Here is a 26,204-nt window from a genome sequence, read left to right on the forward strand (position 1 = left end):
ACGTTGAAGATGACCAGGAAAGCCGCTTCGGCCGTCTCAGTCGCGGCGGTCATAGCCGCGCTCGGCGCGGGACTGCTCCCGAGCACGGCGGTCGCCGCCGGTGCCGCCCCCGTCCCGCAGGACCCGGCCGACGCCGTTCAGACCAGCACTGAGCACAACATTCCCGGCCCGCTGACCGAGAAGGTCGAGGCCGAGCAGAAGGCCGCGACCGAGCAGCTGCTCGCCGGCACCGCCCAGATCGAGCAGCACGGCGGCGGCTCCAGCATCAAGCTGGGCAAGGACAAGTACGTCGAGCTGGCCCGTGAGCGCACGGACAAGATCTTCACCATCCTGGTGGAGTTCGGCGACGAGGTGGACAGCACCACCAAGACCCCGGACGGCAAGATCAAGTACGGCGGCCAGCCCGGCCCGCAGCGCAACCAGATCGAGAAGCCGGACGCCGCGACCAACAACTCCACCCTCTGGCAGGCTGACTACAACCAGCAGCACTACCAGGACCTGTACTTCAACAAGTCCGGTGACTCGCTGAAGACCTACTACGAGAAGCAGTCCTCGGGCCGCTACTCGGTCGACGGTCAGGTCACCGACTGGGTGAAGGTCAAGTACAACGAGGCCCGTTACGGCTCGGACTACTGCGGCCAGCACGTCTGCGCCAACGCGCAGGACCTGATCCGCGACGCGATCAACACCTGGGTCGCCGACCAGAAGGCCAAGGGCCAGACGGACGCGCAGATCAAGGCCACCATCGCGCAGTACGACCAGTGGGACCGGTACGACTACAACCACAACGGCAACTTCAACGAGCCGGACGGTTACATCGACCACTTCCAGATCGTGCACGCCGGTGAGGACCAGTCGGCCGGCGGCGGCAAGCAGGGCACTGACGCCCTGTGGGCCCACCGCTCGTACGCCTACGGCACCGGCGCCGGCACCACCGGTCCGGACACCAACAAGCTCGGCGGCACCCCCGTCGGCGGCACCGGCGTCTGGGTCGGCGACTACACCATGCAGCCCGAGAACGGCGGCCTCGGTGTCTTCGCCCACGAGTACGGCCACGACCTCGGTCTGCCGGACCTCTACGACACCTCCGGCAGCGGCATCGACAACTCGGTCGGCTTCTGGTCGCTGATGTCGTCCGGCTCCTGGCTCGGCGAGGGCAAGAACTCGATCGGCGACATGCCGAACGACCTCGACGCCTGGAGCAAGCTCAAGCTCGGCTGGCTGAAGTTCGACAAGGCCAAGGCCGGCACCGAGTCGACCCACCACATCGGCCCGGTCGAGTACAACAGCGCGCTCCCGCAGGCGCTCGTCGTCGACCTGCCGAAGAAGGCCGTCACCACCACCATCAACAAGCCCTTCGCGGGCGCCAACGAGTGGTGGAGCGGCAGCGCGGACGACCTCAACGTCTCGCTGACCCGCGACCTCGACCTGACCGGCAAGGCCAAGGCCTCGCTGTCGGCCAAGGCCTGGTACGACATCGAGCAGGACTTCGACTACGGCTACGCCGAGGTCTCCACCGACGGTGGCGCCAACTGGGCCGCCCTCGACGGCACCTACAACGGCGTCGCGCTGCCGAAGGACCCCTCCGGCAAGGCCTCGCTGACCGGCAACTCGGGCGACAAGTGGGGCGACCTCGCCTTCCCGCTGGACGCCTACGCCGGCAAGGCCGTCAAGGTCCGCTTCCGCTACACCACCGATGGCGGTCTGCACCTCAAGGGCCTGGCCCTGGACGACATCGCGGTGACCGCGGACGGCGCCAACGTCTTCACCGACGGTGCCGAGAACGGTGACAACGGCTGGACCGCCAAGGGCTTCTCGCGGACCACCGGCTCGTTCACCAACGACTACAACCAGTACTACATCGCGGAGAACCGGCAGTACGTCTCGTACGACCGCACCCTCAAGGTCGGCCCGTACAACTTCGGCTTCGCCGACAAGCCGCTCTTCGTCGAGCACTACCCCTACCAGGCCGGTCTGCTGATCTGGTACTGGGACGAGTCGCAGACCGACAACAACGTCACCAACCACCCGGGTCAGGGCCTGATCCTGCCGGTCGACTCGCACCCGACCCCGCTGAAGTGGAAGGACGGCTCGCTGATGCGCCCGCGCATCAACGGCTACGACTCCACCTTCGGCTCGCGCCGCACCGACGGTCTGACCCTGCACAGGGCGGGCGTCGAGACGGTCATCCCGAAGGCCAAGGGTGTCGACGAGTTCTCCGACCTGAAGTCCTACTGGACCAAGGACAACCCGTACAGCAGCGTCATCGTCCCGAAGACGGGCACCAGCATCGAGGTCGAGAACGAGTCCTCGAACTACCTGGAGACCTGGATCCGCGTCCGCCCGGTCGACAACTGATCGAACCGAGCTCTGACGCCCGGTCCGTGACCAGGCACCGCTGAGCCGATCCGGCCCGCTCCCGCACCCGCGGGGGCGGGCCGGATTCTTTGCTGGATCCTTTGTACCCGGACGGTCCAAACCCGCCGGGCGGGTGGTGCTCCTCACAGCCCTCGCGGGCGGTACGAGCGGGGGTAGTAGGACGGCGGGACGGGCGGGTCCGCTCCTCGTCCCATGAACGGAGCATCCGATCGCATGATCGTTACTCCGTCGGTTTGAATTTCCGGCCCGATGATGACTACACGCCGTAGTACGTCACACGGTTTGGGACTCCGGTCGGTGACGGTTACACCTGAGTGGTCCCCCACTCTGCACGCCCGAACGGGCTCAGCGTGCTGCCCCGTACGTGTTCGTGAGGTTCCGATGTCTCCTGTCCCGCCGCTCGGGCCGACCCTGTGCCGGCTCGCCGATGCCTTCCTTCGGCAGACCGACCGGAACCGCTCCACCACCGCCGCCGCGGCCGGGGCGGCCGTCCTGACCGGTGCCCTGGTGCTCACCGCCGCAGTCAGCGCCTCGGCGCAGACCATCGCCCCGACCACCCCCGGCAGCTCGGTGTTCACCGCGCCGCACAGCGCGGCCCCGGCCCCGGCGCTGGTCCAGGTCGCCGGCCCCAGCCCGTACACCCTGCCGTCGGAGCAGTCCTCGGCCCAGGACTCGGTGGCGATCGCCGCCAATCTGCTGACCGCTCAGGCGGAGGCCCCGGCGCCGTCGGCCGACCAGGCCCCGGCCGAGGGACAGGCCGAGGGAGGGGCCGAGGGAGGGGCCCCGGCCGAGGGACAGGCACCCGGCGCCGAGCCGGAGGCCGCCGCGCCGGAGCAGGCCCCCGCGCCCGCCGCGCCCGCGCCCGCTCCTGCACCCGCGCCTGCACCTGCCCCGGCCCGGCAGTGGTCCGCGCCGATCCCGGGAGCGCCGACCAGCAACCCCTACGGCGTGCGCAACCCCGAGTACGCGGCCGGGTACCACACCGGCGTGGACTTCGCGGTCTCCCCCGGCACCGCGCTGCTCGCGGTCGGCAACGCCACCGTGGTGTCGGCCGGCTGGGACGGCGCGTACGGCAAGGAGGTCGTGCTGCGGCTGGCCGACGGCCGCTTCGCCCAGTACGCGCACATGTCGGCGCTCGCTGTGTCGCCGGGCCAGAAGGTCGCGGCCGGGCAGCAGATCGGCCGCTCCGGCAACACCGGCAACTCCACCGGGCCGCACCTGCACTTCGAGATCCGCTCGGCCAACCAGTACGGCGCGGTGATCAACCCGATCGCCTACCTCGCCGCGCGCGGGGTCACCGACTTCTGATCCCCGGGCAACGGGGGCGGGGGCAGCGGGGCGAGGGCCGCTCGGGGCCGGGGGCCGTTCGGGAGCGCGGGCCGTTCGGGGGCGCGGGCCGGTCGGGGGCGCGGGCCGGTCGGTGCGCGCCCCTCGAACAACTCAGTCCGTCGGGGTGGGCCGGACGATCAGCCGGCAGATCTCCAGCGCCACGTGCTGGGCGGCCTCGATCGCCTCCTCGCGGGTGGCCTCGGCGACCGGGATGTCCCCGACGAAGCGGTCCACCTCGGGCCGCCGGTCCTGGTACAGCAGGAAGAGCGCCGAGTTGATGGTGAACAGGGACATCATCGCCCGCAGCCGGTCCTCGAACGTCGCCCCGGGGCCGTGCACCAGCCGGACCAGGGCGATCATGCGGTCCCGGAACTCCTGACCGGCCGGCAGGTCGCGCAACGCGGGCTGGTTCTCCTGGAAGAAGCGCAGCAGCGGCGCCCGGTCGGCCATCCCGGCGGCGAACCGGCGGATCAGCTCGTCCCGCACCTCGGGGGTCCAGGTCTGCTCGCGGCCCCAGCTGATCAGCTCGTCGATCGGCGCGGCGGTGGTCGCCACGATGCCGTGGACGATGTCTTCCTTCGTCTTGAAGTGGTAGTAGAGCGCGGCCTTGGTGACGCCCAGCCGGTCCGCGATCTCCCGCAGCGAGGTGCGCTCGTAGCCCTGCTCGGAGAAGAGCTCCAGGGCGATCGCGACGATGCGCGCCCGGGTGTCGCTACGGGGGCTCTGCGTCGTGCCCATCGCCTGCCTCTGACTGCGTCGTGGTTCGGTCCCCGGCGACCTGCGGCCGCCGCGGCATGAGCGGCGGGCGCCCCGACCGGCGACACTGGTGCGCCCCATTCTTCCTGCCCCGGGAGTCCACCGAAAAACTGGCTTGACGACCGGCTAGTGAACAACCTACCGTGCCCACGGTCCACAAACTAGCCGGGCGACAAGTAAGGGGGCTTCCGCAGGCCCCACCGGTCGCCCGCCCCCCTGTCCGGGAGTCCCACCCATGTCACACCCCAAGGCCGGCACCGCGGCCCCCGAGAAGCAACCGGCCGAGGACGAGCAGCCCCGTTCGGCCCGCGAGATCCGCCTGGTCATGATCGGCCTGGTCGTCACCATGCTGCTCGCCATGCTCGACGGCCTGATCGTCGGCACCGCGATGCCGACCATCGTCGGCGAGCTCGGCGGCGCCGAACACCTCTCGTGGGTGGTCACCTCCTACACCCTGGCCACCGCCGCCTCCACCCCGATCTGGGGCAAGCTCGGCGACCTCTACGGCCGCAAGGGCGTCTTCCTCACCTCGATCGTGATCTTCCTGGTGGGCTCGGCGCTCTCCGGCCTCTCCCAGGACATGACGGAGCTCATCGGCTTCCGTGCCCTCCAGGGCCTGGGCGCCGGCGGTCTGATGGTCGGCGTGATGTCGATCATGGGCGCGCTGGTGCCGCCGCGCGACCGCGGCAAGTACCAGGGCATGTTCGCCGCGGTGATGGCGCTCGCCACCATCGGCGGCCCGCTGGTCGGCGGCTTCATCACCGACCACCTGAACTGGCGCTGGACCTTCTACATCAACCTGCCGCTCGGCGCCGTCGCGCTCGCCGTCGTCGTGGTCACCCTGAAGCTGCCGAAGGTCCGCAGCAAGGCCAGGATCGACTACCTCGGCGCGCTGCTGCTCACCACCGGCATCACCTCGCTCACCCTGATCACCACCTGGGGCGGCCAGGAGTACGCCTGGGGCTCGAAGCAGATCCTCGGCCTGAGCGCGCTGGCCGCGTCCACCCTGATCGGCTTCTGCTACGTCGAGCAGCGGGTCGAGGAGCCGATGCTGCCGCTGTCGCTGTTCAAGAACCTGAACTTCACCCTGGTCTCGATCATCGGCTTCGTGGTCGGTTTCGTGATGTTCGGCTCGACCGTCTTCCTGCCGCTCTACCAGCAGACCGTGCAGGGCGCCTCGGCGACCAACTCCGGCCTGCTGCTGATGCCGATGATGTTCGGAATGCTGGTCGTCTCGCTGGTGGTCGGCCAGGCGGTGACCAAGACCGGCAAGTACCGGATCTACCCGATCATCGGCACCGTCGTGATGACCGCCGGCATGGTGCTGCTGTCGACCCTCTCCACCGACACCTCGGGCTTCACCTCCGCCTGCTGGATGGTGGTGCTCGGTGCCGGCATGGGCTTCCTGATGCAGATCACCATGCTGGTCGCGCAGAACAGCGTCGAGCTCAAGGACATGGGTGTGGCCAGCTCCACCGCCACCCTGTTCCGCACCATCGGCGGCTCCTTCGGTGTGGCGCTGTTCGGCGCACTGTTCAACAACCGGGTCACCGAGACCATGAACGAGCGGCTCGGTTCGGCCGCCGGGGCGGGTTCGGCCCAGGGCGGCGACCCGGCCCAGCTGAGCCCGAACGCGCTCAAGGCGCTGCCCGCGCCGGTCCAGGACGCCTACCACCACGCGGTGGCCAACGGCATGCACACCGTCTTCCTCTGGGGTGCGGCCGCCGCCCTGATCTCGGTCGCCGCCGCGGTCTTCATGCGGGAGGTGCCGCTGCGCGGGGCCGGCGGGCCGCCCGCCGACGCCAAGGACGAGGCCGAGGGCGGCGCCCCGGTCGGCAACACCGAGGCCGTCGCGATCTGACCGGGTCCGCCCCCGGAACGCACCGGGCCCCCGCTCGCCGAACCGGCGGGCGGGGGCCCTCTGTCGTCCCCGGGAGCGGGAGCGCTACCTGGGCAGCCGGTAGACGCCCTGCTCGACCGGCTCGACCAGTCCGTCGGCGACCAGCCCGTCCAGGGCGCGGGCGCGCTGCACGGCGTCCGGCCAGACCTCGTCGAGCCGGGCCTGCGGCACCTCGTCGTGCGCCTCGCGCAGCACCGCGAGCAGCTTGCCGCGCACCTGGCGGTCGGTGCCCTCGTAGGTCTGGCCGCGCCGGGCCGGGCCCTCGTACGGCGGGCGGCCGGCCCGCTGCCAGGCGCAGGAGGTGAACAGCGGGCAGTCCCCGCACTCCGGGCCCCGGGCCGTGCAGACCAGCGCGCCCAGCTCCATCACGGCGACCGCCCAGGTGGCGGCCGTGCGGTCGGCGGCGGGCAGCAGCGCGGTCGCGGTCCGCCGCTCGGCCGCCGTGGTGGCCTGCGCCGGGTACTCGTCGCCGGTCACGGCGCGGGCGAACACCCGGCGAACATTGGTGTCCAGCACCACGTGCCGCTGGCCGAACGCGAAGGAGGCCACCGCCGCCGCGGTGTACTCGCCGACCCCGGGCAGCGAGAGCAGGGTCGTGTGGTCGTCCGGGACCTCACCGCCGTGCTTCTCGGTGATCGCCACCGCGGCGCCGTGCAGGCGCAGCGCCCGGCGCGGGTAGCCCAGCCGCCCCCACATCCGGACGGCCTCGCCGGGCGCCTCGGCGGCCAGGTCGGCCGGGGTGGGCCAGCGCTCCATCCAGGTCTCCCAGACGGGCAGGACGCGCTTCACCGGGGTCTGCTGGAGCATGAACTCGCTGACCATCACGGCCCAGGGCGAGGCGTCCGGCGTCCGCCAGGGCAGGTCCCTGGCGTTGGCCGCGTACCAGTCGAGCACGGTCGCGTGCAGGACCGGCAGGGGCAGCCCGAGCTTCGGCGCGGCCTCGGCGGGCGTCCCGGGCCCCGGGGGCGCGACGGGGCCGGCGGGGGCGGGGAGGACGGGGGTGACGGTGTTGGCAGCCATGGCCCTTCGATCCTCCCATGCCCGGACCGGCCACTGAAGCGGATCATGAGATTCCGGTTAGACGTGCAAAACACCCCATTCAGCCTCGCCCGAACGGCGCAAATGGCGGATCATGTGAAGGAAGGGGTGACTGTGCGGTGTTGGTGCGTCAAGGGACACACACCGTCTCGTAGAGTTTGGGCGTGCCCTCTCTCCGTCAACCCGTAGGACCGCTGCCGGCCTCGATCTACTGGCGTCGGCGTGTCGTCGTGATCGTCGCCGCCGTCGCGGTCGCCGCCCTCGTCATCTGGCTGATGGCCGATCAGGGCGGGGGTGGCGACGGAGCGAAGGACAAGGCCGCACAGGCCGTCCCGACCCAGTCGCAGAACCAGACGCCCGCCCAGGCGATCACGCCGGGCGCCTCGCCGAGCGGACCGGCCAACAACTCCCGTCCCGGCAGCGGCAGTGGCGGCGGCAGCGCCTCCGGCGGCGCGGTGGGCGGCTCCGGCGGCGGCGACGTCAGCCTCAGCACCGGCGGCACCACCGGCGGCACCGCCCCGGCACTCGCCACCGGCGGGGCGGCGGGCGGCACAGGCGGCGCGGGCGGCGCGGGTACCGGTGGTGCCGCGGGCACCGGTGGTGGCGCGGGCACGGGCGGAAGCGCCTCCGGCGGAAGCACCTCGGGCGGCGCGGGCGGCAACGGCGGCCAGCCCCCGGTGAACACCACCGAGATCATGGCCCTGCCGGTCTGCGCCTCCTCCCAGGTGACGCTGAATCTGGCCAGCGCCCAGAACTCCTACCAGCCCAAGGACAAGCCCAAGCTGGCGCTGACCATCAACAACTCCTCGGCCGCCAACTGCCGGGTGGACCTCGGCCGGACCGCCTCCGCGATCACCGTCACCGCCAGCAACGGCGAGCGCATCTGGTCCTCCGGCGACTGCCCGGCCGACCGGAGCAGCGCCTGGGTCCAGCTCCCGGCCAACGGCGGGCTGACCGAGACCTTCGGCTGGGACCGGGTCCGCAGCAAGCCGCAGTGCGCGACCGCCGACCCGGCGGCTGCCCCGGCCGGCAACTACCTGGTGGTCGCCGACCTCACCGGCCTCTCCGGCGGCCAGGCCTCGGCCCGCTCCCCGATCCGGCTGGAGAACTGAGGCCGGCCCTTCCGACCACGCAGAAGGCCCGGACCGTTCCCACGGTCCGGGCCTTCTGCGTGGTCGGGGGCCGGGCACCGAGTGGCGCCCGCGTCCGGTCAGACGTAGCGCTCCAGGATGGACGATTCGGCAAGGCGGGACAGGCCCTCGCGGACCGAGCGGGCCCGGGTCTCGCCGACGCCCTCGACCGTCTGCAGATCGTCGATGCTGGCGGCCAGCAGCTTCTGGAGTCCGCCGAAGTGCTCCACCAGGCGCTCTATCACCGTGTTGGGCAGACGCGGGATCTTGGCCAGCAGCCGGTAGCCGCGCGGCGAGACCGCCGAGTCCAGCGACTCCGGCGTGCCCGAGTAACCGAGCGCCTTGGCCACCGTCGTGAGGTCGAGCAGCTCGGCGTGGGTCAGCGCCTCCAGGTCGGCCAGCACCTCGGTGACGGTCCGGCCCTTCTTGGCGGCGCGCTCCGGGAAGTAGTCCCGGGCGACCAGCTCGCGCTCCGGCTCCACGCCCGCGATCAGCTCGTCCAGCTGGAGCGAGAGCAGTCGGCCGTCGATGCCGAGCTCCAGCACGTAGCCGGCGATCTCGGTGGCGATCAGCCGGACCATCTCCAGCCGCTGCGCGACGGCGGTGACGTCCCGGACCGTCACCAGGTCCTCGATCTCCAGTGCGGAGAGCGTGCCCGCCACCTCGTCCAGGCGCAGCTTGTAGCGCTCCAGGGTGGCCAGCGCCTGGTTCGCGCGGGACAGCACGGTGGTGGAGTCCTCCAGCACCCGGCGGGTGCCGTTGACGTACATGGCGATCAGCCGCATCGAGTGCGAGACCGCCACCACCGGGAAGCCGGTCTGCCGGTTGACCCGCTCGGCGGTGCGGTGCCGGGTACCGGTCTCGTCGGTCGGGATGGTGGAGTCCGGCATCAGGTGGACGCCGGCCCGGACGATCTTGGTGATGTCCTTGTCCAGCACCACGGCGCCGTCGAGCTTGCACAGCTCGCGCAGCCGGGTCGCGGTGAACTCGACGTCGAGCACGAAGCCGCCGGTACAGATCGGCTCCACGGTCTTGTCGAAGCCGAGCACGATCAGACCGCCGGTGTTGGCCCGGAGCACCCGCTCCAGACCGTCACGCAGTGCGGTGCCGGGAGCGATGGCGGTGAGGGAGGCCCGCAGCAGGGCCTCCTCGCGGGAGGACTTGTCCGCCCGGTCGCTGGCTGCCACGTGACTCCTCCGGTCGACCCCGTACCGGGCGCCTCGTGCGGGGGGCGCCGGCCTGCGGTCTGTTGCTCTGTCGCTTAGTACTGCCTTATCACCAATGAGACAGGGGAAAGTCTAACTGCGTGCGGCAACGACAGGGCTTGGGTCAGTGCAGTTCGTCGGAGTCGAGCGGCTCCCACCCCTCCATGACCTCCTCCGGGTAGGCCGCCGGCCGGTGCGCGCGGGGGGCCGGCGGCGCCGACGGGGCCTCACCCTTCGGCTTCGCGGCGGCCCGACGGCGGCCCGGGAGCGCGCGCAGCGCCTCGCCGATGTCCGCCACCTCGACCACCTTCATACCCGGCGGGACCTTGCCCGGATCCGGCGGGACGAGCGCGTGGGTGAAGCCCAGCCGGTGCGCCTCGGCCAGCCGCCGCTGCACACCCGTCACCCGCCGTACCTCACCGGCCAGGCCGACCTCGCCGATCGCGACCAGGTTGCTGGGCAGCGGGGTGTCCGAGGAGGAGCTGGCCACCGCGAGGGCGATCGCGAGGTCCGCCGAGGGCTCGGAGAGCTTCACACCGCCGACGGTGGCGGTGTAGATGTCCTGCTTGCCGAGCTTCACACCGCCGTGGCGCTCGACCACGGCGAGGATCATCGCGATCCGGGGCGACTCCAGGCCGGAGGTGGTCCGGCGGGGCGAGGGGATCTGCGAATCCACCATCAGCGCCTGCACCTCGGCGACCAGGGGGCGCTTCCCCTCCAGGGTCACGGTCAGGCACGTCCCGGGCACCGGCTTGTCACGCCTGGTCAGGAAGAGGCCGGACGGGTCGGCCAGGCCCTCGATGCCCTCGTCGTGCAGCTCGAAGCAGCCGACCTCGTCGGTCGCGCCGTAGCGGTTCTTGATCCCTCGGATGATCCGCAGCCGGGCGTGGCGGTCGCCCTCGAAGCTCAGGACGACGTCCACCAGGTGCTCCAGCAGGCGGGGGCCCGCGATCTGGCCGTCCTTGGTGACGTGGCCGACCAGCAGGGTGGCCATGCCCCGGTCCTTGGACGCCCGGATCAGCGCACCGGCCACCTCGCGGACCTGGGCCGGGCCGCCGGGCGCGCCGTCCAGCTCGGCGGAGGCGATGGTCTGCACCGAGTCCAGGATCAGCAGACCGGGGTCGACCGCCTCGATGTGGCCGAGGACGGCGCCGAGGTCGGACTCGGCGGCGAGGTAGAGGTGCTCGGAGAGCGCGTTGATCCGGTCGGCGCGCAGCCGCACCTGGCCGGCCGACTCCTCACCGGTGACGTAGAGCGTGCGGTGCTGCGCACTGGCGGCCTTGGCCGCGACGTCCAGCAGCAGGGTGGACTTGCCGACACCCGGCTCGCCGGCCAGCAGCACCACGGCGCCCGGGACCAGGCCGCCGCCGAGCACCCGGTCCAGCTCGGGCACGCCGGTGGAGCGGGCCGTCGCCACCTGGCCGTCCACCTGGCCGATCGGGCGGGCGGGCGAGCTGACCGGCCCGGCGGCCGTCGTCCGGATCGGCACCGCGCCGTACTCCTCGACCGTGCCCCAGGCGTTGCACTCCGGGCAGCGGCCGACCCACTTGGGCAGCTGGTTGCCGCACTCGGTGCAGCGGTAGGCCGGGCGCGGCTTGGCGGTGGTCTTGGTACGGGCAGCCATGCGGTCACCGTAGCGCCCGGGTACGACAACGCGGCGGGCGGCCGGGCCGGGAAGGCGCGGGGCCGGAGCGGGATCCGGTCCACGAATGAGCGATGTTGTTACCCGAAAGAAGTACAACCGGGCGGAATGGCCCGGGCCGGACCGCCGCCGTCTCTACCGTCGGACGGGTGACGACGAGTACGGAAGGGCCGCGCGACGCCGTCCTCGCGGCATACGAGCGACAGGTCGACGGCCTCTTCACCTACTGCCTCTCGGTGCTGTGCGAGCACGAGGCCGCGGCGGCCGCCCTGCGGGAGGTGCGCGAGCTGGCGGTGCGGCACGGTGCCCGGCTGGCCGAGCCCGGGCTGCTCCGGGCCTGGCTCTACTCGCTGGCCCGGTACTGCTGCCTGCGGCGGCTGGCGGACGGCCCGCAGGGCGGTCCGGAGACGGGTACGGCGGGTACGGCGGGTACTGCGGGTACAGCGTGGAGCGCGCGCGGGACCTGGGCGGTCGGCGCGAGCCGGGAGGCCGCGGGCGGGGACGGCGACGATGGGACGGAGGCCGCCCGGCAGCGGCGCGAGCTGGCCTCGCTGGCCTGGCCCGAGGCGGCCGGCACCGATCCCGAGCAGCGCGAGGCTCTGGAGCTGGCCGTCCGCCACCGGCTCAGCCCGATCGAGGTGGCGGCCGTCCTGGGCCGGCCCTTCGACACCGTCCGGGTACTGCTCGCCTCCGCGCGGGCCGAGGTCGACCGGACCAGGGCCGCCCTGCTGGTGCTCGGCGTGGGCAGCTGCCCCGAACTGGACCGGCTCGGCGGCGCCGGGGCGGAGAGCTGGCGGGACTGGGTGCTCGGCCCGGCGCTCCGCCGGGAGCTGGTGCAGCACGTGGTGGACTGCCCGACCTGCCGGGGGACGGCGGAGCGGGTCGCGGGCGAGGTGCCGCAGGGCCCGGGGCTGTCCGGGCTGCCGGTGCTCACCGCTCCGGCCGGGGCGAGGTCCGGGCCGGACTCGGGACCGGGAGCAGGGGCGGGACCGGGACCGGGCGCGGCGGGCTCACCGGTCGGCGGGTCCGGCGCTCCGGCGGGCACCCTGGCGTTCCTGCCGCCGGCGACCCGGGAGCCGACCGGGCGGCGGGCGGGCACGCCGGTCCCGGTGACCGAGCCGGGGCTCCGCTTCGACCAGGGCGGGTTCCCCCGCCACCGCGCACCGGACTCCGGGCGCGGGCCCACGGTGCGGCGCCGGGTGGTGACCACCGGAGTGCTGGCCGCCGTCCTGGCCGCGCCGGTCGTCGCACTGTGGGCCGGGCACCGTAGCGGCGGCGGACCAGGGGCCGCCGCGGCGGTCTCCTCGGTCCGGGTCGAGGAGCACGGGCGTCCGGCGGGCGGCAGACGTCCCGGGGACGCCGCTGACGGTACGGCGGGCCGGGGGCCGGACGCCTCGGCCGTCCCGGTGGACGGCACGGTGCTCGGCGCCGTGATCGGCGCGGCCGGGGGGACCGGCGGAATCGGCGGGGCCCCGGGCCGGGGCGCCGGACCTGCGGTGGCCGGGATGGAGCTCGCCGGGGCGGGGCCAATCAATGCAGAAACGTTGCTCCCTGGGATCCAGGGCCCGCTGATCCCGGTCCCGGCCCACGGCGCGACCCCGCTCGCCAGCCCCACCCTGGTCGCGGCACCGGCCCCTGTCGGCGGGACGGCGGTGGTGCCGTCCGGGCCGGGCGCCTCCTCGAACGGGGCGCCCGCACCGTCCGGTCTGCTGACCGTCGAGGCGGGCGAGTACGGCAACCGGACGGTGCTCACCCTCACCAACTCCGGCGGCACCGAGATCCGCTGGCACGCCGTGGTGGACGTGTCCTGGCTGCGGCTCAGCCGCGACTCCGGGACGCTCGCGCCCGGGCAGCGGATCACGGTGATCGTCAGCGTCGACGAGGACCTCGCCCCGGCGACCCGCTGGACCGCCCGGATCGCGCTGCCGCCCTCGCAGGCCGTCGTCACCCTGGAGGGCGGACCGCAGCACCGCGGCGGGTCCACCTCGGCCCCGGCCGAGCCGGGCACCGGCGAACCGACCGCCGCGCCGAGCCCCACCCCCACCGGCGGGCCGGGCCCGTCCGGCACCCCGGCACCCACCGCCGCGCCGACGGGCACCCCGGCCCCGACGACGACCCCGACCGGCGGCGCGAGCCCGACCGTGACGCCCACGCCGCCGACTCCGACGCCGACGCCAACCCCCACGTCCACGCCGAGCCCGACCGGGTCGGCGACCCCGTCCCCCGCCCCGTCCACCACCGCTCCCTCGCAGCCGCCCGCCTCGCCGGGCCCTTCGGCGCACTGAGCCGCTCGGGAGGGCGGGGGCAGCACGGGGCAGCACGGCACGGGACGGCACGGGACGGCACGGGACGGGACGCCTGCCGCCGCTACCCCCGGCGCAGCGGCGGGAGGCGGTACGACCCGTCCAGGGCCGCCGGGCCCGGCCGGTAGAGCCGCATCACCGGGCGGAACGGGCCGTCGGGCGCGGGCAGCCAGTTGGCGGCCCCGGCCGGGTCGGCGGGCCGTTCGTGGCCCAGGTGGAGGGTGAGGCCGCCGTCCGGGTCGCGGACCAGGCCGGGGGTCCGGTCGCCGATCGCGTACCGGCCGCCCGGGTCGGGCACCAGGCGGTGGTCGGGCAGGCCGTACACGGTGAGGGACCAGAAGGCCGCCACCGGCGGCAGACCGTCCGGCGGGAAGCGGAGGGTGTAGTGGTGGGCGCCGTCCAGCGGGCGGCCGTCGGCGTCCTCGGTGGTGGCCGCCGACAGCGCCTCGTAGGCGTGGCTGCCCCAGAGGCCGGCCCGGGCGGCGGCGGCCCGGCTGAGGTAGGCGGCGCGGCGGTCCCCGATCCGCCACTCGGGGCCGTCCAGGGTGCCCGGGCCGAGGAAGTCGACATTGTGGTCGAACAGGTGGAGCGCCGCCCGCCATTCGCCGGGCGGGTGGTCCTCGGGCGGCCGGGTGGCGTCCTCGACCCGTTCGCGGCCGGCGGCGAGGCCGCTCGCCAGGGCGAGCGTCCAGTCCGGGACCGCCCGGCGGTACGGGGAGGGCCCGGGGTCGAGCAGGCCGAGCGGCGCGAACCGCTGCTGGTAGTCCTGGTCGGGCCCGGCCGAGGGGAAGGCGGCCGCCCAGATCCGGAGCCGTTCGAAGAAGGCCAGCCGCTCGGGCACCTCCGGGTCCGGCGCCGGCAGTCCGGCGGCGAGGCCGCCCGGTTCCATCGGTTCGAGGACCAGCCCGGCCTGGAGCGCCCGCACCCGGGGCAGGTCGTCCGGGCCTGCGCAGGCGAACCGGCCGACCAGGACGGCGACGGTCGTCGGCGCGACGATCACCCGGTCCGGGTCGGTCGGGGTGCCGTGCCACCCGGGCGGGACGATCAGCCAGGTCTGGGCGGCGGTGCCGGTGGCCCGGCTGCCGAGGTAGGCGAAGTTGGCGGTCCACGCGTCGACGAACTGCAGCACGTAGTAGGCCGGTCCGGCCTCGGGCACCCGCAGCAGCTGCGGCCCCTCGGAGAGGTCCAGCGGGGCGACCGAGTAGAGGACGTCGACGTTGGCGGAACCGAAGTCGTCCTCGGGGCCCGCCCGGCGGGCGGCGTGGGCGAAGCGGTTGAACGGGGCGGGCGGCAGGACGCCCAGACCGCCGTTGACGAAGCGGTCGAGCATGGTGAGGCCGGCGACCAGCGGGTAGCCGTAGACGTAGGCGTCGGCGGCCATGGCCTCCAGCTCGGGCTGGGTCATGGGGGCGTCCTTCCCGGGCCCGGGGTACACATCGGATGCTATGCGGGTCCCCGGGCGGCGGCATCCCGGTGACGGCGGTGGCAAGGGGGTGGCAGGGGTGGCAGGGGTGGCAGGGGTGGACGGGCGCGGGGGACGCGGAGAGGCCGATACGGGGCGGCGTGCCGGAGGCCGGGCCTCCGCCCAGGGCGAACGGCGGTATGCGGAGCGAGTGGCCGGGACAGCCTTGCCGGTATGAAGATCCTTCTGCTCGGCGGCTCATCCTTCCTGGGACGGGCGTTCGCCTCCGAGGCCCTCTCCCGGGGCCACCAGGTCACCACCTTCAACCGCGGCCGCACGGCCTCCGACCTGTCCGGCGTCGAGGCCGTACGCGGCGACCGCGACTCGGCCGAGGACCTGGCGCGGCTGGTCGAGGGCCGGCACTGGGACGCCGTGGTCGACACCTCGGCCCAGCAGCCCGCCCAGGCCGCGGCCACGGCCCGGCTGCTGCGCGACCGCGCCGGCCACTACACGCTGATCTCCTCCGTCCATGCCTTCGCCGACTGGCCGGCCCGGGCCGTCGACGAGACCTCGCCGCTGCACCCCTGCCCCGCCGACACCCCGCCCGCGCAGGAGTTCAGCGCCTCGCTCAAGGCCGGGTGCGAGCGCGCCGTCCTGGAGTACTTCGGCGCCGACCGCGCGCTGGTCCTCAACAGCGGTCTGCTGATCGGCCCGTACGAGCGGGGCGGTCGGCTGCCCTGGTGGCTGGAGCGGATGGCTCGGGGCGGCCGGGTACTGGCGCCGGGCGAGCCGGGCCGGCCGATGCAGCTGATCGACGTCCGGGACTTCGCGGCCTTCGGTCTCGACCTGCTGACGGCGGGCACCACCGGGCGCTTCCTGACCACGGCGCCGCCCGACCGGCTCACCTACGGGGAGTTCCTGGCGGGGTGCGCGGCGGTGGCCGGCGGCGCGGACGTCGAGCTGGTCTGGGTCCCGGACGGGCAGTTGCTGAAGGAGGGCCCGGACAGCGTCCAGCCGTGGAGCGAACTGCCCCTCTGGCTGCCCGAGGAGGAGGACTCGGCGGGAACCTGGCGGGTCGGCACCGGGCGGGCGGAGGCGGCCGGACTGCGCTGCCGCCCCTTCGCCGAGACCGCCAGGGACACCTGGGACTGGCTGCGCCGACGCGAAGCGGCCGAGGACACCGAGCCGGACGGGCGCAAGCGCGGGCGGATCATCCACGGCATCGAGCCGGCGAAGGAGCAGCGGCTGCTGGCGGCCTCGGCCTGACGGCGGCGGCGGGCCCGGGCCGAGGCCCGCCCGCCCCGGCGGTTCGTGGCCCGGTGTCCTGGCCTCGCCGTCCCGGCCTCGCCGTCGCGGCCCCGGCCTCCGGGCCGGCTTCCGGGTCCGGCCCCGGCCCCGGGGAGAGCGGGGTGCCCGCTCCCCCGGCGGCGTCGCCCGGCCTCAGTGGGTCCGGCGGGTGACCAGCTCCGCGAGCGCGAGCAACTCGTCGGCCGCCGAGGGCTCGGGCACCGCGAGGGCCAGCTGGGACATCGCCGCCGCCATCCGCTCACAGGACTCGCCCTGGGCCCAGGCCCGCCCGCCCGCACCCTCGACGGCGGCCGCGCAGCTCGCCAACTCCTCGGCGGTCAGCTGCCGTTCCAGCGCGTACAGCTCCGCCAGACGCTCCCCGTCGGGCGTCCCGGAGCGGAGCGCGGCGACCACCGGCAGCGACTTCTTGCGGACCAGGAGGTCGGCGCCGACCGGCTTGCCGGTGACCGCCGGATCCCCCCAGATGCCGATCAGGTCGTCGATCAGCTGGAAGGCCAGGCCGATCTCCCGGCCGAAGCCGTCCAGCGCCTGCGCGGCCTCCTCGGAGCCGCCCGCGTACCGGGCGCCCATCGCGCAGGCGGCGCCGAGCAGGGCACCGGTCTTGGCCTCGGCCATCGCCAGGCACTCGGTCAGCGAGACGTCGCTGCGCTGCTCGAAGGCGCAGTCGATCTGCTGGCCCTCGCACAGCTCCACCACGCAGTCGGCCAGCCGGCGGACGGCGTCGCCCGCCACCGCGTGGCCGTCCTCGGCCAGCAGGCGCAGGGCCAGCGAGTGCATCGCGTCGCCGGCCAGGATGGCCTCGGTGGTGCCGAACACCAGCCAGGCGGTGGGTCGGTGCCGCCTGGTCTCGTCCCGGTCGATGATGTCGTCGTGCAGCAGCGTGAAGTTGTGCACCAGCTCGACGGCGGCCGCGGCGGTCGTGGCCCTGGCCGGGTCCCCGCCCAGGGCCTGGGTGGCGGCGAGCACCAGGGCGGGCCGGATGGCCTTCCCGGAGGGCGCGGCCGACGGCGAACCGTCCGCCTCCCACCAGCCGAAGTGGTAGCCGGCCACCCGGCGCATGGTGCCGGGCAGCGAGTCCACGGCGGCCCGCAGCACCGGGTCGACCAGGGTGCGGGTGCGCGCGAGGACGTCCCGCGCCTCGTGCCCCTCACGATGGTCGCGCTCCAGCGTGAACATTCCCATGGGTCCTCCCCCTTGGTGGTACGACGGGCCGGCCCGGTGGCGGACGGGCCCCGCGGCGGGCCGGGATCGTCAGGGGCGCCGTCCGGCCGGGGTGCTTCCCCGGCCGGACGGACGACGCGATCCCGGCCGACCCGGTCAGTCCTGGCGGTGGGCGATGTCGACGTCCTCCAGCACGCCGACGGCGTCCGGCACCAGAATCGCGGCCGAGTAGTAGGCGCTCACCAGATAGGAAATGATGGCCTTCTCGTCGATTCCCATGAATCGCACCGAAAGGCTCGGCTCGATTTCATCCGGAATTCCGGTCTGGTGCAGACCGATGACACCCTGGTTCTGCTCTCCGGTGCGCATCGCGAGGATCGAGGTGGTGCTGCCACCGGTGATCGGGATCTTGTTGCACGGCAGGAGCGGCACCCCGCGCCAGCCGAGGACCTGGCGGCCCTGCAGCTCGACGGTGTCCGGGTAGAGGCCGCGCCGGTTCCACTCGCGGCCGATGGCGGCGATGGCCCTCGGGTGGGCCAGGAAGAGCTTGGTGCCGCGGCGGCGGCTCAGCAGCTCGTCCATGTCGTCCGGGGTGGGCGGGCCGGAGTGGGTCTGGATCCGTTGCTCGTGGTCGGCGTTCCGGAGCAGACCGAACTCCGGGTTGTTGATCAGCTCGTGCTCCTGGCGCTCGCGCAGCGCCTCGACGGTCAGCCGGAGCTGGTGCTCGGTCTGGTTCATCGGCTGGTTGTAGAGGTCGGCGACCCTGGAGTGCACCTTGAGCACCGTCTGCGCGACGCTGAGCTCGTACTCGCGCGGCCTGAGCTCGTAGTCCACGAAGGCGGTGGGGAGTTCGTACTCGCCGTGGTGGCCGGCGGACAGGCCGATCGCGGCCTCGCCGTGCTTGTTCTGCGGCTGCTGGAAGCCTTCCAGGTACTCCATGATCTGCAGCTGGAGGGCGTCGGAGCGGTCGGCGAGCGCCTGGAAGTCGGCCCAGCGCAGCGACAGCACGGTGCCGGCGGTGGCCGCCCGGACGGTGTACGGCCAGTCGCCGCCCTCCTGCCGGAGCGCCTCGTCGCCGAGGTGGTCGCCGTCGGCCAGGGTGCCGACCACGGTCTCCTCGCCGTACTTTCCCGTTCCCAACCGGTTGAGCTTCCCGTACGCGATGATGAGGACTTCGTCGATCGGCGCTCCGGCGGCGACCAGGACCTCACCCGCGGAGAACTCGCGTTGGACGAAGCGCCCGGCCAGCTCCTCCAGCACCGCGTCGTCCGGGAAGCCCCGCAGGACCGGCACCTCGCGCAGGGTCTGCGGCAGGACCCGGGCCTCGCTGCCCGTCCGGTCGAAGCTCACCCGGCCCCGGCCGACGGCGTGGCGCAGCCGGCGGTTGACCCGGTAGGTGCCGCCCGAGACCTGGACCCAGGGGAGCGTCCTGAGCAGCCAACGGGGGCTGATCTCCTGCATCTGCGGCGCGGACTTGGTCGTCGTCGCGAGGTTGCGCGCGGCCGCGGTCGCGAGACTCTGCTGGTCCCGGGTCTGCGCTTCACCGCCCGGTGCAGGAATACCGGTGTTGGTTTCGGTCGACATAGGGAGCCCTTCGCGTACCCGTACCCGATGAAGTGTCGCCTTGCAACTTGCAACAATCATGGTGGGCCCATTCGGAGGGTCGCCGCAATCACTCTTTCGAGTGGTCGGAATGGCTGAAAAAATAGTACGAATAGAATGTCTGATCGATATTGAATCGATCAAGTGATCCAATAGGTACCGGAACAGGACGGTCCGGTTCGTTGCCCCGGCCCGCGGGCGGCAGACCCACGACGGACCCACGACGGACCCACCCCGCGTTCGGGCCCGTTCGACAGACCGCTAAGGTGCGACCTCAAAGGGCCACGGAGCCAGGACGAATGCGGCCGAACCACAGCCCTTCCCCCTCGTTCACCCCTGCCCTGGGAGCCCCCTTGAGCGCCCCCGTCACCGTCTGGCTCAACCGCACGTACGCCGAGAACGTGTTCTTCATCGAACAGCTGCACGCCGCCCCGCGCGCCGTCCGGGTCCACGCGACCCACGTCGACCCCGACTCCCCCGTCCTCGCCGCCGCCGACACCGCCGGCCTGGAACCCGCCGACCTCACCCCCGACGCCTACGTCGCCTACGCCCTCGACCACTGCGCCCGCCACCGCGTCGACGTGTTCGTGCCCCGGCTGCACCAGCTCGCGATATCCCTGCACCGCCACGAGTTCGAGGCCGTCGGCACCGCCCTCGCCTGCCCGCCCGCCACCGCGATCGCCGCCTTCGGCAGCAAGGCCGACGGCTACGCGGCGATCGCCGCCGCCGGACTGCCCACCCCGCCCTGGTGGTTGGTGCGCACCGCCGAAGAACTGGTCGGCGCCGTCGACCTGATCGAGGCGGCCGGCCTCACCGCCTGCCTCAAGCCCGCCTCCGGCGCCGGCGGCGAGGGCTTCCGGATGCTCACCCGCGAACCCTTCGGACTGCACCGGCTGGCCGGCTGGGACAGCCGCGTCCAGGTCGACCAGGTGGCCGCCGCGCTCGACCTGGCGGCCCGCGAGACCCCCGGCACCTCCGCCGACCTGCTGGTCATGCCCTACCTCGACGGCCCCGAGGTGTCCGTGGACTGCCTCGCCGACCTGGACGGCACCCTGCTGGCCGCCGTCGGCCGCAGCAAGCACTCGCGCCGCCGCAGCTTCACCACCGAGCCCCGGTACCTCGAACCGGCCCGCCGCCTGGTCGAGGCCACCGGCATGGCCTACCTCTCCAATGTGCAGTTCCGCCACCTGCACGGGGAGCCGGTGGTCATCGACGTCAACACCCGCCCCTCCGGCGGACTGCACCAGCTGCGCCTGTGCGGGCTCAACCTCCCCTGGAACGCGGTGCAGCTGGCGCTCGGCGAACGCCCGGACACCGACTGGGCCGGGGACCCGACCGGGATCGAGTACACCCTGGTGTCCGGCATCCAGCCAGTACTGCCGCACCGGCTGCCGCCGTTCGTCCCGGACGGCCGCCCGGCGGGCGAGCTGGTGCACTGACGCACCGTCACCCGCTCGGCTAGAGCGGCCCGTTCCAGTCCAGCGTCGGCTCCAGCACCCCTTCCAGGGTCAGCAGCCAGCGCTTCACGTCGATCCCGACCCGGCCGCCGCCGAAGCCGCCGATCCCGTCCGCCGCCACCACCCGGTGGCAGGGCACCAGCAGCGCGACGGGGTTGGCGGCCATCATCTGCCCGACCGTCCTGGCCGCCAGGCCCGGCTCCTCGACCCCGGCGAACACCCCGCTGCGGGCGGCGAGTTCGCCGTAGGTGATGGTGCTCCCGTACGGCACCCCGTGGAACAGGGTCCGCAGCACCTCCCGGTGCGGGCCGGTGCTCAGGCTCCAGTCGATCGGTAGCCCCAGCTCCCGCCGCCGTCCCGCCAGGTACTCGCCGACCCGGTCGGTGACCGCGGCGATCTTCGACCCGTCGGTGCAGCGGGGCAGTTCGCCCTCCCGCCCGAGGTAGCCGACCGCCGCCACGCCCTGCGCGGTGACCGCGATGTGCAGCGGTCCGCTGGGCAGCGGCGTCTCCACCGTCAGCCAGGACAACGGCGCCGTCGTACTCCCCGCCATGCCTTCCCCCCTGCTGTCCGCCGCGCCGGAGGTGCCGCCCGGACCCGTCCGGACGCGCACCGGCCACCCGGCCCGCGCGCCATCGTACGGCGGACCGGGCGGACGCCCCGGCGCGGCGGTGGTCAGGAGCGCCGCCCCTTCAGCTCCGCGGCGGCCGACCGCGACCAGCGCGCGAGCTCGGCCCGGTCGGCGGGCATGCCCTCGCACAGGGCCGCGAGCTGGGCGTCGTTGATCCGGTTCGGCCCCGGGACCTCCAGCAGGTAGGCGAGCTCGTCCAGAACGGTCGCGAGCCGCACGGCATCCGTGTGGTCCAGCGACGCGGCCGCCTCGTGGTGGCCGATGGTGAGAGAACCGGGCATGGTCTGCCTCCTCCGTTCGCCCCCGCTCCCCCCACGGTACGACCGCCCGCCTCACCCGGCACCCGCCGCGGACCGGGCCGGCTCCACCGCCGCCGCGTCGGCCACCGGCTCCCCGTCCCAGCCCCGGCGGCGCACGGCGCGCACCGCCAGCACCGCCGCCGCGGCCAGCAGCTGCCACCCCGCGCCGAAGGCCAGCACGGCCGCCACCCCCACCCGGTCGGCCAGCGGGCCGGCCGCCGCCAGGCCCAGCGGCCCCAGCACGAACGCGCCCAGCCCGCCGAACGCCGTCACCCGCGCCAGCACCTCGGCCGGCACCCAGCGCTGCAGCGTGGACTCGTACAGCGAGCCGCAGACCGCCGAACCGGACCCCGCCACCAACGCCGCCGCGACCGTCCAGCCCAGCGGCAGCCCCGCCGCGAGCGAGGCCGAGGGCAGCGCCCAGCCGATCGTCGCCACCGTCGCCACCGCGAGCGGCCGCCCGGGCCGGCGCCCGAGCATCAGCAGCCCGCCCAGCACCGCCCCGACCCCGTACACGCCCATCACCAGGCCCCAGGCCCGCGCCCCGCCCAGCTCCCGCTGCGCGGTCAGCGGGCCGAGCACCAGGAACGGCGCCCAGACCAGCAGGTTGAACAGCCCCATCTGCACGGTGGTCACCCAGAGCCAGCGCCGGGAGCGGAACGCGCTCCAGCCCTCGCGGAGATCGGCCACCATCGAGCCCTCGCGCCCGCCCGGCCCGGCCGTCGCCTTGTCCCCCGCCGTTGCCTTCTCCCCCGCCGCTGTCGGCGGAGCGACGGACAGCCGGGCCAGCGCGAGCGCGCCGACCCCGTAGGTCACCGCGTCGATCACCAGCACCGCCCCCGGCCCGCGCCCCGCCGTGATCACACCGGCGAGCGCCGGACCGGCCACCGTCGACACCGAACGCGCCAGCCCCAGCAAGGTGTTGGCGTCCGGCAGCCGCTCCTCCCGACGGACCAGCGAGGGCACCAGCGCGCCCAGCGAGGGCAGGAACACGCCCTCGCCCAGACCCCAGACGGCGACCAGGACCACCATCGCCCAGAGCCGCGCGTGCCCGGTGAGCAGCAGCACCGCGAAGACGCCCTGCACCGCGCAGCGCAGCACGTCCGCGGCGAGCATCACCCGGCGGCTGCCCAGCCGGTCGGCGACCACTCCGCCGAACAGCATCACCAGCACGATCGGCAGGATCCGGGCGGCCATCACCCAGCCCAGCTCCGTCCCGCCGCCCCCGCCGTCGAGCACGGCGAAGGCCACCGCCACGGGCGCCATCGAGGAGCCGACCAGCGAGGTCGCGTAGCCGACGAAGAACCACCTGAAGTCGCGTTCGCCCAGCACGGCCGGACGGCCCGGAAGCCGTCGACGGCGGGCCGGGAACCGTTCCGTCTCCCCTGTCATGGGCACCCACTCTGCCCACCGGCGGGAGCGGGCGGCAAGGCTTTCCGAAGAAAAGATTGAGCCTTTCCGTATCAATTTCCGACCGCACCCCCACTGCCGCAGCAAGCAGCACAAAAAATGGCTTCCACCTGCTGTTTACTGCGCCTGCGGCTATCCTTTCCGAGGATCCGGCCATCATCGTTTACTGCGGAAAGAAGGTAGTCGCATCGATATCCCGCCCCCGGTCGAGTACGCGGTCGCCGTCGAGCGCTACCTTGCCGCCGCCGGACTCGGCGACGGCTCCCGCCGCGTCTACCGGATCGCCCTTGACACCTGGGCCTGGGCGCTCGCCGACCGCCCCGTCCCGGCCGGTCCGGCCCGTCGCCGCGCCCGGCCGCCCGTCCTGCCGCTCGCGCTGCTCGACCACCCCTCGGCCGCCGACCGGCTGCGGACCGCCGTCGACCGCCGTCGCACCGGGACCGACCCGCGCACCCTCAACCGCGAACTGTCCACCCTGCGCGCCGCCCTCGCCTGGTGGCGGGCCCGGGGCTGGATCGGCACCGACCCCGCCGACGGACTGCGCCCCCTCCCGCTCCCCTCCCCCGCCCCCGGCACCGGCCCGCTCACCCCGGACGAGCTGCGCGCCCTGTTCGCCCTCCGCGTCCCGCTCCGCGAACAACTCCTCTGGCGCCTCCTCCACGAGAGCGGCGCCCCCGTCGAGACCGTGCTCGCCCTGGACGTCGACGACCTCGACCTCCCGCACCGCCGCACCCACCCCTCGGCCCCGCCGCTGACCTGGCAGGCCGGCACCGCCCGACTGCTCCCGCTCCACCTCGCCGGCCGCACCGCCGGCCCGCTCCTCCTCACCGACCGCCGCGCCCGGCTGTCCTACCGCCGCGCCGCCGAACTCTTCACCACCCACGCCCCCGACCGCACCCTGCGTCAGCTCCGCCCCGCCCACCGCCCCCTCGCCTGACGGCGGGCGGACCCGACCGCCGCGCACCGGGGAACGACGAAGGCCCCCCGGCTGCACGCCGGGGGGCCTTCGTCGAGGGCCTGCGGAGCCCCCTGTCGGATTCGAACCGACGACCTACGCTTTACAAGAGCGGTGCTCTGGCCAGCTGAGCTAAGGAGGCATGGTGACCGTCCGCGACGGATCACGGCGGCACCGGGGGAAGTCTACCGGGCGGGGAGCGGGCGGTGGGGGGATATCCGGGGTCGGGCGGCAGCGGGCGCGGTGACGGGCCGGTGGCGGGCCGGGCGGGGCACGCGTGATGGAACCGATGCCGAAATCCGTCCGTCGAGGGGCTGACAACCGGCGTACACGCAGGTAGCGTCGCCCGCAGCCGGATTCGTACAGAGGTTCAGACCACCCCTGGGAACCGGCCGACTGGTGATCCCCCACCCTTTACTTCGGATCGTCCGGCACGTTCCTGCCGGTGAAGGAGAGCACAGCCATGGCTTCTGTGACGTTCGACCAGGCGACCCGTGTCTACCCCGGGGCGACCACGCCCTCGGTCGACGCGCTCGACCTCCAGATCGAGCACGGCGAGTTCCTCGTCCTGGTCGGCCCCTCCGGCTGTGGCAAGTCCACCAGCCTCCGCATGCTGGCCGGCCTCGAGGACGTCAACAGCGGCGCCATCCGCATCGGCGACCGCGACGTGACCCACCTGCCGCCGAAGGACCGGGACATCGCGATGGTGTTCCAGAACTACGCGCTGTACCCGCACATGACCGTCGCGGAGAACATGGGCTTCGCGCTCAAGATCGCGGGCGTCAACAAGTCGGAGATCCGCACCAAGGTCGAAGAGGCCGCCAAGATCCTCGACCTCACCGACTACCTGGACCGCAAGCCGAAGGCGCTCTCCGGCGGCCAGCGCCAGCGTGTCGCGATGGGCCGCGCGATCGTCCGCGAGCCCCAGGTCTTCCTGATGGACGAGCCGCTGTCCAACCTGGACGCCAAGCTCCGCGTCTCGACCCGTACCCAGATCGCCGGCCTGCAGCGCCGCCTGGGCATCACCACCGTCTACGTGACCCACGACCAGACCGAGGCGCTCACCATGGGCGACCGCGTCGCGGTCCTCAAGGGCGGCGTCCTGCAGCAGGTCGACACCCCGCGCAACATGTACGACCGGCCCTCCAACCTCTTCGTGGCCGGCTTCATCGGCTCGCCCGCGATGAACCTGGTCGAGGTGCCGCTGGTCGACGGCGGCGTGAAGTTCGGCGGCTCGGTCGTCAACATCTCCCGCGAGGACCTGGCCGGCGCCGGCACCGACAAGAACGTGACCGTCGGCATCCGCCCCGAGCACTTCGAGATCGTCCCCGGCGGCGGCATCGAGGGCGTCGCGGTCACCGTCAACGTGGTCGAGGAGCTCGGCTCGGACGGCTTCGTCTACGGCACCACCAAGATCGGCGGCGAGGACAAGGACCTGGTCGTCCGCGTGCACGGCCGCCAGATCCCGGCCCGCGGCGAGACGATCCACGTCGTCCCCGTCGCCAACGAGACCCACGTGTTCTCCAGCAGCACCGGTGCCCGCCTCTCCAGCTGAGCCCCGCCGGGCCGACGCCCGCCGTACGGAGCCCCGTCCGACCGTTACCCGGTCCGGCGGGGCTCCCGCCGTTCCGGACCACTCCGACGGACGACGGCGTCAACACGGTGACAGGACGAACCAGGACACCGTGTCACTCGATGGTGTAACGGAGGGCGATCCGAGCCCTACCCACCGCTACTCTCCTGTCCGTGAAGCAGCTAGTTCGCCGTATCGGCCAGACCGTCGCCCTCACCCTGCCCGTCGTCCTGGTGACCACCGGCACCCTCGCCGTGACCAGGGTCCCGTGGGCCCCGCCCACCTCGCTGGACCAGCAGGTCGTGGCGGCGTCCAGCGGGGACGGCGCGGGGATCGGCCGGACCGCCGCCACCACCACGACGTCCGACGGGCTCGCCCCGCAGGACGCGCTGCGCGTCGCGCTCATGGACGAGCTGCGGGCCCACAACCCGGGCAGCGCGCTCGACCTGCTGGAGCGCGCGATGCGCGAGCAGCCCGCGCTCACGCCCTACTGCAGCTCGCTCGCCGGCGAGCTCGGCAAGGCGGCGGTGCGCAAGTACCAGGGCGACGTCCAGCGGGCCCGGACCTTCGCCCGCGCGGTCTGCGACGGCTCGTTCGCCGCCGGCGCGGCGGGCTGACCCGGCCGGGAGCCCGCGGAGAGCCACCGCAGAGCCACCGGGAGCCGACGGGAGCCCGCCACCGGGCCGGCCGCGGGCACGGCCGACCCCGGCGGACGGCCGCCCCG

Annotated in this window: 20 protein-coding genes and 1 tRNA gene; 10 read left to right on the forward strand and 11 right to left on the reverse strand. The window is 73.6% G+C overall.

Going from position 1 to position 26,204, the window contains the following annotated elements; translation table 11 throughout:
- The first annotated feature begins 9 nt into the window (after nt 1-9).
- Nucleotides 10-2,358 (forward strand): immune inhibitor A domain-containing protein, encoded by a 2,349-nt coding sequence (locus OG715_RS19810; protein ID WP_266270127.1) that lies wholly within the window; start codon nt 10-12, stop codon nt 2,356-2,358.
- Between the two features lie 402 nt (nt 2,359-2,760).
- Entirely contained in the window at nt 2,761-3,687 is a 927-nt protein-coding gene (locus tag OG715_RS19815; protein ID WP_266270128.1) for a M23 family metallopeptidase, read from the forward strand.
- 132 nt (nt 3,688-3,819) lie between these two features.
- Here the strand turns inward: OG715_RS19815 and OG715_RS19820 are convergent, their stop codons facing one another.
- Nucleotides 3,820-4,446 carry a TetR/AcrR family transcriptional regulator gene (locus OG715_RS19820; protein ID WP_266270129.1) on the reverse strand — a complete coding sequence of 209 codons (627 nt, stop codon included), beginning with the start codon at nt 4,444-4,446 and terminating at the stop codon, nt 3,820-3,822.
- Nucleotides 4,447-4,699: 253 nt separating this feature from the next.
- Between OG715_RS19820 and OG715_RS19825 the strand changes: the two genes are divergently transcribed.
- Complete coding sequence (locus OG715_RS19825) at nt 4,700-6,325, forward strand: MDR family MFS transporter (RefSeq protein ID WP_266270130.1); 1,626 nt, start codon at nt 4,700-4,702, stop codon at nt 6,323-6,325.
- 84 nt (nt 6,326-6,409) lie between these two features.
- On the opposite strand, the gene OG715_RS19830 is transcribed toward OG715_RS19825, so the two are convergent.
- Nucleotides 6,410-7,384, reverse strand: coding sequence for an HhH-GPD family protein (locus tag OG715_RS19830; protein WP_266270131.1), 975 nt, complete (start codon nt 7,382-7,384; stop codon nt 6,410-6,412).
- Between the two features lie 182 nt (nt 7,385-7,566).
- Here OG715_RS19830 and OG715_RS19835 point away from each other — a divergent pair, with 182 nt between their 5' ends.
- Nucleotides 7,567-8,514 carry a hypothetical protein gene (locus tag OG715_RS19835; protein ID WP_266270132.1) on the forward strand — a complete coding sequence of 316 codons (948 nt, stop codon included), beginning with the start codon at nt 7,567-7,569 and terminating at the stop codon, nt 8,512-8,514.
- A 98-nt stretch (nt 8,515-8,612) separates the two neighbouring features.
- Here the strand turns inward: OG715_RS19835 and disA are convergent, their stop codons facing one another.
- The gene (gene disA, locus OG715_RS19840) at nt 8,613-9,719 is read right to left on the reverse strand and encodes a DNA integrity scanning diadenylate cyclase DisA (protein WP_051741604.1); all 1,107 of its coding nucleotides are present in this window, start codon (nt 9,717-9,719) and stop codon (nt 8,613-8,615) included.
- Between the two features lie 142 nt (nt 9,720-9,861).
- Nucleotides 9,862-11,361 carry a DNA repair protein RadA gene (radA, locus tag OG715_RS19845; protein ID WP_266270134.1) on the reverse strand — a complete coding sequence of 500 codons (1,500 nt, stop codon included), beginning with the start codon at nt 11,359-11,361 and terminating at the stop codon, nt 9,862-9,864.
- 167 nt (nt 11,362-11,528) lie between these two features.
- On the opposite strand from radA, the gene OG715_RS19850 reads away from it, so the two are divergent.
- On the forward strand, nt 11,529-13,664 hold the full coding sequence (locus OG715_RS19850; protein WP_266270135.1) for a BACON domain-containing protein: 2,136 nt from the start codon (nt 11,529-11,531) through the stop codon (nt 13,662-13,664).
- Between the two features lie 82 nt (nt 13,665-13,746).
- Here the strand turns inward: OG715_RS19850 and OG715_RS19855 are convergent, their stop codons facing one another.
- A complete protein-coding gene (locus OG715_RS19855) occupies nt 13,747-15,087 on the reverse strand; it encodes a DUF1254 domain-containing protein (protein WP_266270136.1) in 1,341 nt (446 codons plus the stop codon).
- A 231-nt stretch (nt 15,088-15,318) separates the two neighbouring features.
- Between OG715_RS19855 and OG715_RS19860 the strand changes: the two genes are divergently transcribed.
- On the forward strand, nt 15,319-16,350 hold the full coding sequence (locus tag OG715_RS19860; protein WP_266270137.1) for an NAD-dependent epimerase/dehydratase family protein: 1,032 nt from the start codon (nt 15,319-15,321) through the stop codon (nt 16,348-16,350).
- 174 nt (nt 16,351-16,524) lie between these two features.
- Here the strand turns inward: OG715_RS19860 and OG715_RS19865 are convergent, their stop codons facing one another.
- On the reverse strand, nt 16,525-17,574 hold the full coding sequence (locus OG715_RS19865) for a family 2 encapsulin nanocompartment cargo protein polyprenyl transferase (protein ID WP_266270138.1): 1,050 nt from the start codon (nt 17,572-17,574) through the stop codon (nt 16,525-16,527).
- Nucleotides 17,575-17,709: 135 nt separating this feature from the next.
- Complete coding sequence (locus OG715_RS19870; RefSeq protein ID WP_266270139.1) at nt 17,710-19,137, reverse strand: family 2B encapsulin nanocompartment shell protein; 1,428 nt, start codon at nt 19,135-19,137, stop codon at nt 17,710-17,712.
- Between the two features lie 371 nt (nt 19,138-19,508).
- Between OG715_RS19870 and OG715_RS19875 the strand changes: the two genes are divergently transcribed.
- Nucleotides 19,509-20,594, forward strand: a complete 1,086-nt coding sequence (locus OG715_RS19875; RefSeq protein ID WP_266270140.1) for an ATP-grasp domain-containing protein — start codon at nt 19,509-19,511, stop codon at nt 20,592-20,594.
- A gap of 19 nt (nt 20,595-20,613) precedes the next feature.
- On the opposite strand, the gene OG715_RS19880 is transcribed toward OG715_RS19875, so the two are convergent.
- From OG715_RS19880 to OG715_RS19890, 3 genes are all read right to left on the reverse strand, one after another.
- Nucleotides 20,614-21,165, reverse strand: coding sequence for a methylated-DNA--[protein]-cysteine S-methyltransferase (locus OG715_RS19880; protein ID WP_266270141.1), 552 nt, complete (start codon nt 21,163-21,165; stop codon nt 20,614-20,616).
- A 122-nt stretch (nt 21,166-21,287) separates the two neighbouring features.
- Nucleotides 21,288-21,524: a hypothetical protein gene (locus OG715_RS19885; protein WP_266270142.1), complete on the reverse strand. Its 237-nt coding sequence runs from the start codon at nt 21,522-21,524 to the stop codon at nt 21,288-21,290.
- Between the two features lie 51 nt (nt 21,525-21,575).
- Nucleotides 21,576-22,934, reverse strand: coding sequence for an MFS transporter (locus tag OG715_RS19890; RefSeq protein ID WP_266270143.1), 1,359 nt, complete (start codon nt 22,932-22,934; stop codon nt 21,576-21,578).
- Here OG715_RS19890 and OG715_RS19895 point away from each other — a divergent pair.
- On the forward strand, nt 22,933-23,889 hold the full coding sequence (locus tag OG715_RS19895; protein WP_266270145.1) for a site-specific integrase: 957 nt from the start codon (nt 22,933-22,935) through the stop codon (nt 23,887-23,889). The genes OG715_RS19890 and OG715_RS19895 overlap by 2 nt on opposite strands.
- A gap of 86 nt (nt 23,890-23,975) precedes the next feature.
- Here the strand turns inward: OG715_RS19895 and OG715_RS19900 are convergent.
- Nucleotides 23,976-24,049 (reverse strand) — tRNA-Thr (locus tag OG715_RS19900).
- A gap of 321 nt (nt 24,050-24,370) precedes the next feature.
- On the opposite strand from OG715_RS19900, the gene OG715_RS19905 reads away from it, so the two are divergent.
- On the forward strand, nt 24,371-25,462 hold the full coding sequence (locus tag OG715_RS19905; RefSeq protein ID WP_045939607.1) for an ABC transporter ATP-binding protein: 1,092 nt from the start codon (nt 24,371-24,373) through the stop codon (nt 25,460-25,462).
- Between the two features lie 191 nt (nt 25,463-25,653).
- A complete protein-coding gene (locus OG715_RS19910) occupies nt 25,654-26,097 on the forward strand; it encodes a hypothetical protein (RefSeq protein ID WP_266270146.1) in 444 nt (147 codons plus the stop codon).
- Nucleotides 26,098-26,204 lie beyond the last annotated feature (107 nt).

The organism is Kitasatospora purpeofusca, assembly GCF_036010405.1.
GTDB classification, from domain to species: domain Bacteria; phylum Actinomycetota; class Actinomycetes; order Streptomycetales; family Streptomycetaceae; genus Kitasatospora; species Kitasatospora purpeofusca.

What these genes read in the sequence shown, in the direction of transcription:
- OG715_RS19810 (WP_266270127.1), top strand. Translation starts at nt 10, where the DNA reads ATGACCAGGAAAGCCGCTTCGGCCGTCTCAGTCGCGGCGGTCATAGCC.
- OG715_RS19815 (WP_266270128.1), top strand. Translation starts at nt 2,761, where the DNA reads ATGTCTCCTGTCCCGCCGCTCGGGCCGACCCTGTGCCGGCTCGCCGAT.
- OG715_RS19820 (WP_266270129.1), bottom strand. Translation starts at nt 4,446, where the DNA reads ATGGGCACGACGCAGAGCCCCCGTAGCGACACCCGGGCGCGCATCGTC.
- OG715_RS19825 (WP_266270130.1), top strand. Translation starts at nt 4,700, where the DNA reads ATGTCACACCCCAAGGCCGGCACCGCGGCCCCCGAGAAGCAACCGGCC.
- OG715_RS19830 (WP_266270131.1), bottom strand. Translation starts at nt 7,384, where the DNA reads ATGGCTGCCAACACCGTCACCCCCGTCCTCCCCGCCCCCGCCGGCCCC.
- radA (WP_266270134.1), bottom strand. Translation starts at nt 11,361, where the DNA reads ATGGCTGCCCGTACCAAGACCACCGCCAAGCCGCGCCCGGCCTACCGC.
- OG715_RS19855 (WP_266270136.1), bottom strand. Translation starts at nt 15,087, where the DNA reads ATGACCCAGCCCGAGCTGGAGGCCATGGCCGCCGACGCCTACGTCTAC.
- OG715_RS19860 (WP_266270137.1), top strand. Translation starts at nt 15,319, where the DNA reads ATGAAGATCCTTCTGCTCGGCGGCTCATCCTTCCTGGGACGGGCGTTC.
- OG715_RS19865 (WP_266270138.1), bottom strand. Translation starts at nt 17,574, where the DNA reads ATGGGAATGTTCACGCTGGAGCGCGACCATCGTGAGGGGCACGAGGCG.
- OG715_RS19870 (WP_266270139.1), bottom strand. Translation starts at nt 19,137, where the DNA reads ATGTCGACCGAAACCAACACCGGTATTCCTGCACCGGGCGGTGAAGCG.
- OG715_RS19880 (WP_266270141.1), bottom strand. Translation starts at nt 21,165, where the DNA reads ATGGCGGGGAGTACGACGGCGCCGTTGTCCTGGCTGACGGTGGAGACG.
- OG715_RS19885 (WP_266270142.1), bottom strand. Translation starts at nt 21,524, where the DNA reads ATGCCCGGTTCTCTCACCATCGGCCACCACGAGGCGGCCGCGTCGCTG.
- OG715_RS19895 (WP_266270145.1), top strand. Translation starts at nt 22,933, where the DNA reads ATGGGCACCCACTCTGCCCACCGGCGGGAGCGGGCGGCAAGGCTTTCC.
- OG715_RS19890 (WP_266270143.1), bottom strand. Translation starts at nt 22,934, where the DNA reads ATGACAGGGGAGACGGAACGGTTCCCGGCCCGCCGTCGACGGCTTCCG.
- OG715_RS19905 (WP_045939607.1), top strand. Translation starts at nt 24,371, where the DNA reads ATGGCTTCTGTGACGTTCGACCAGGCGACCCGTGTCTACCCCGGGGCG.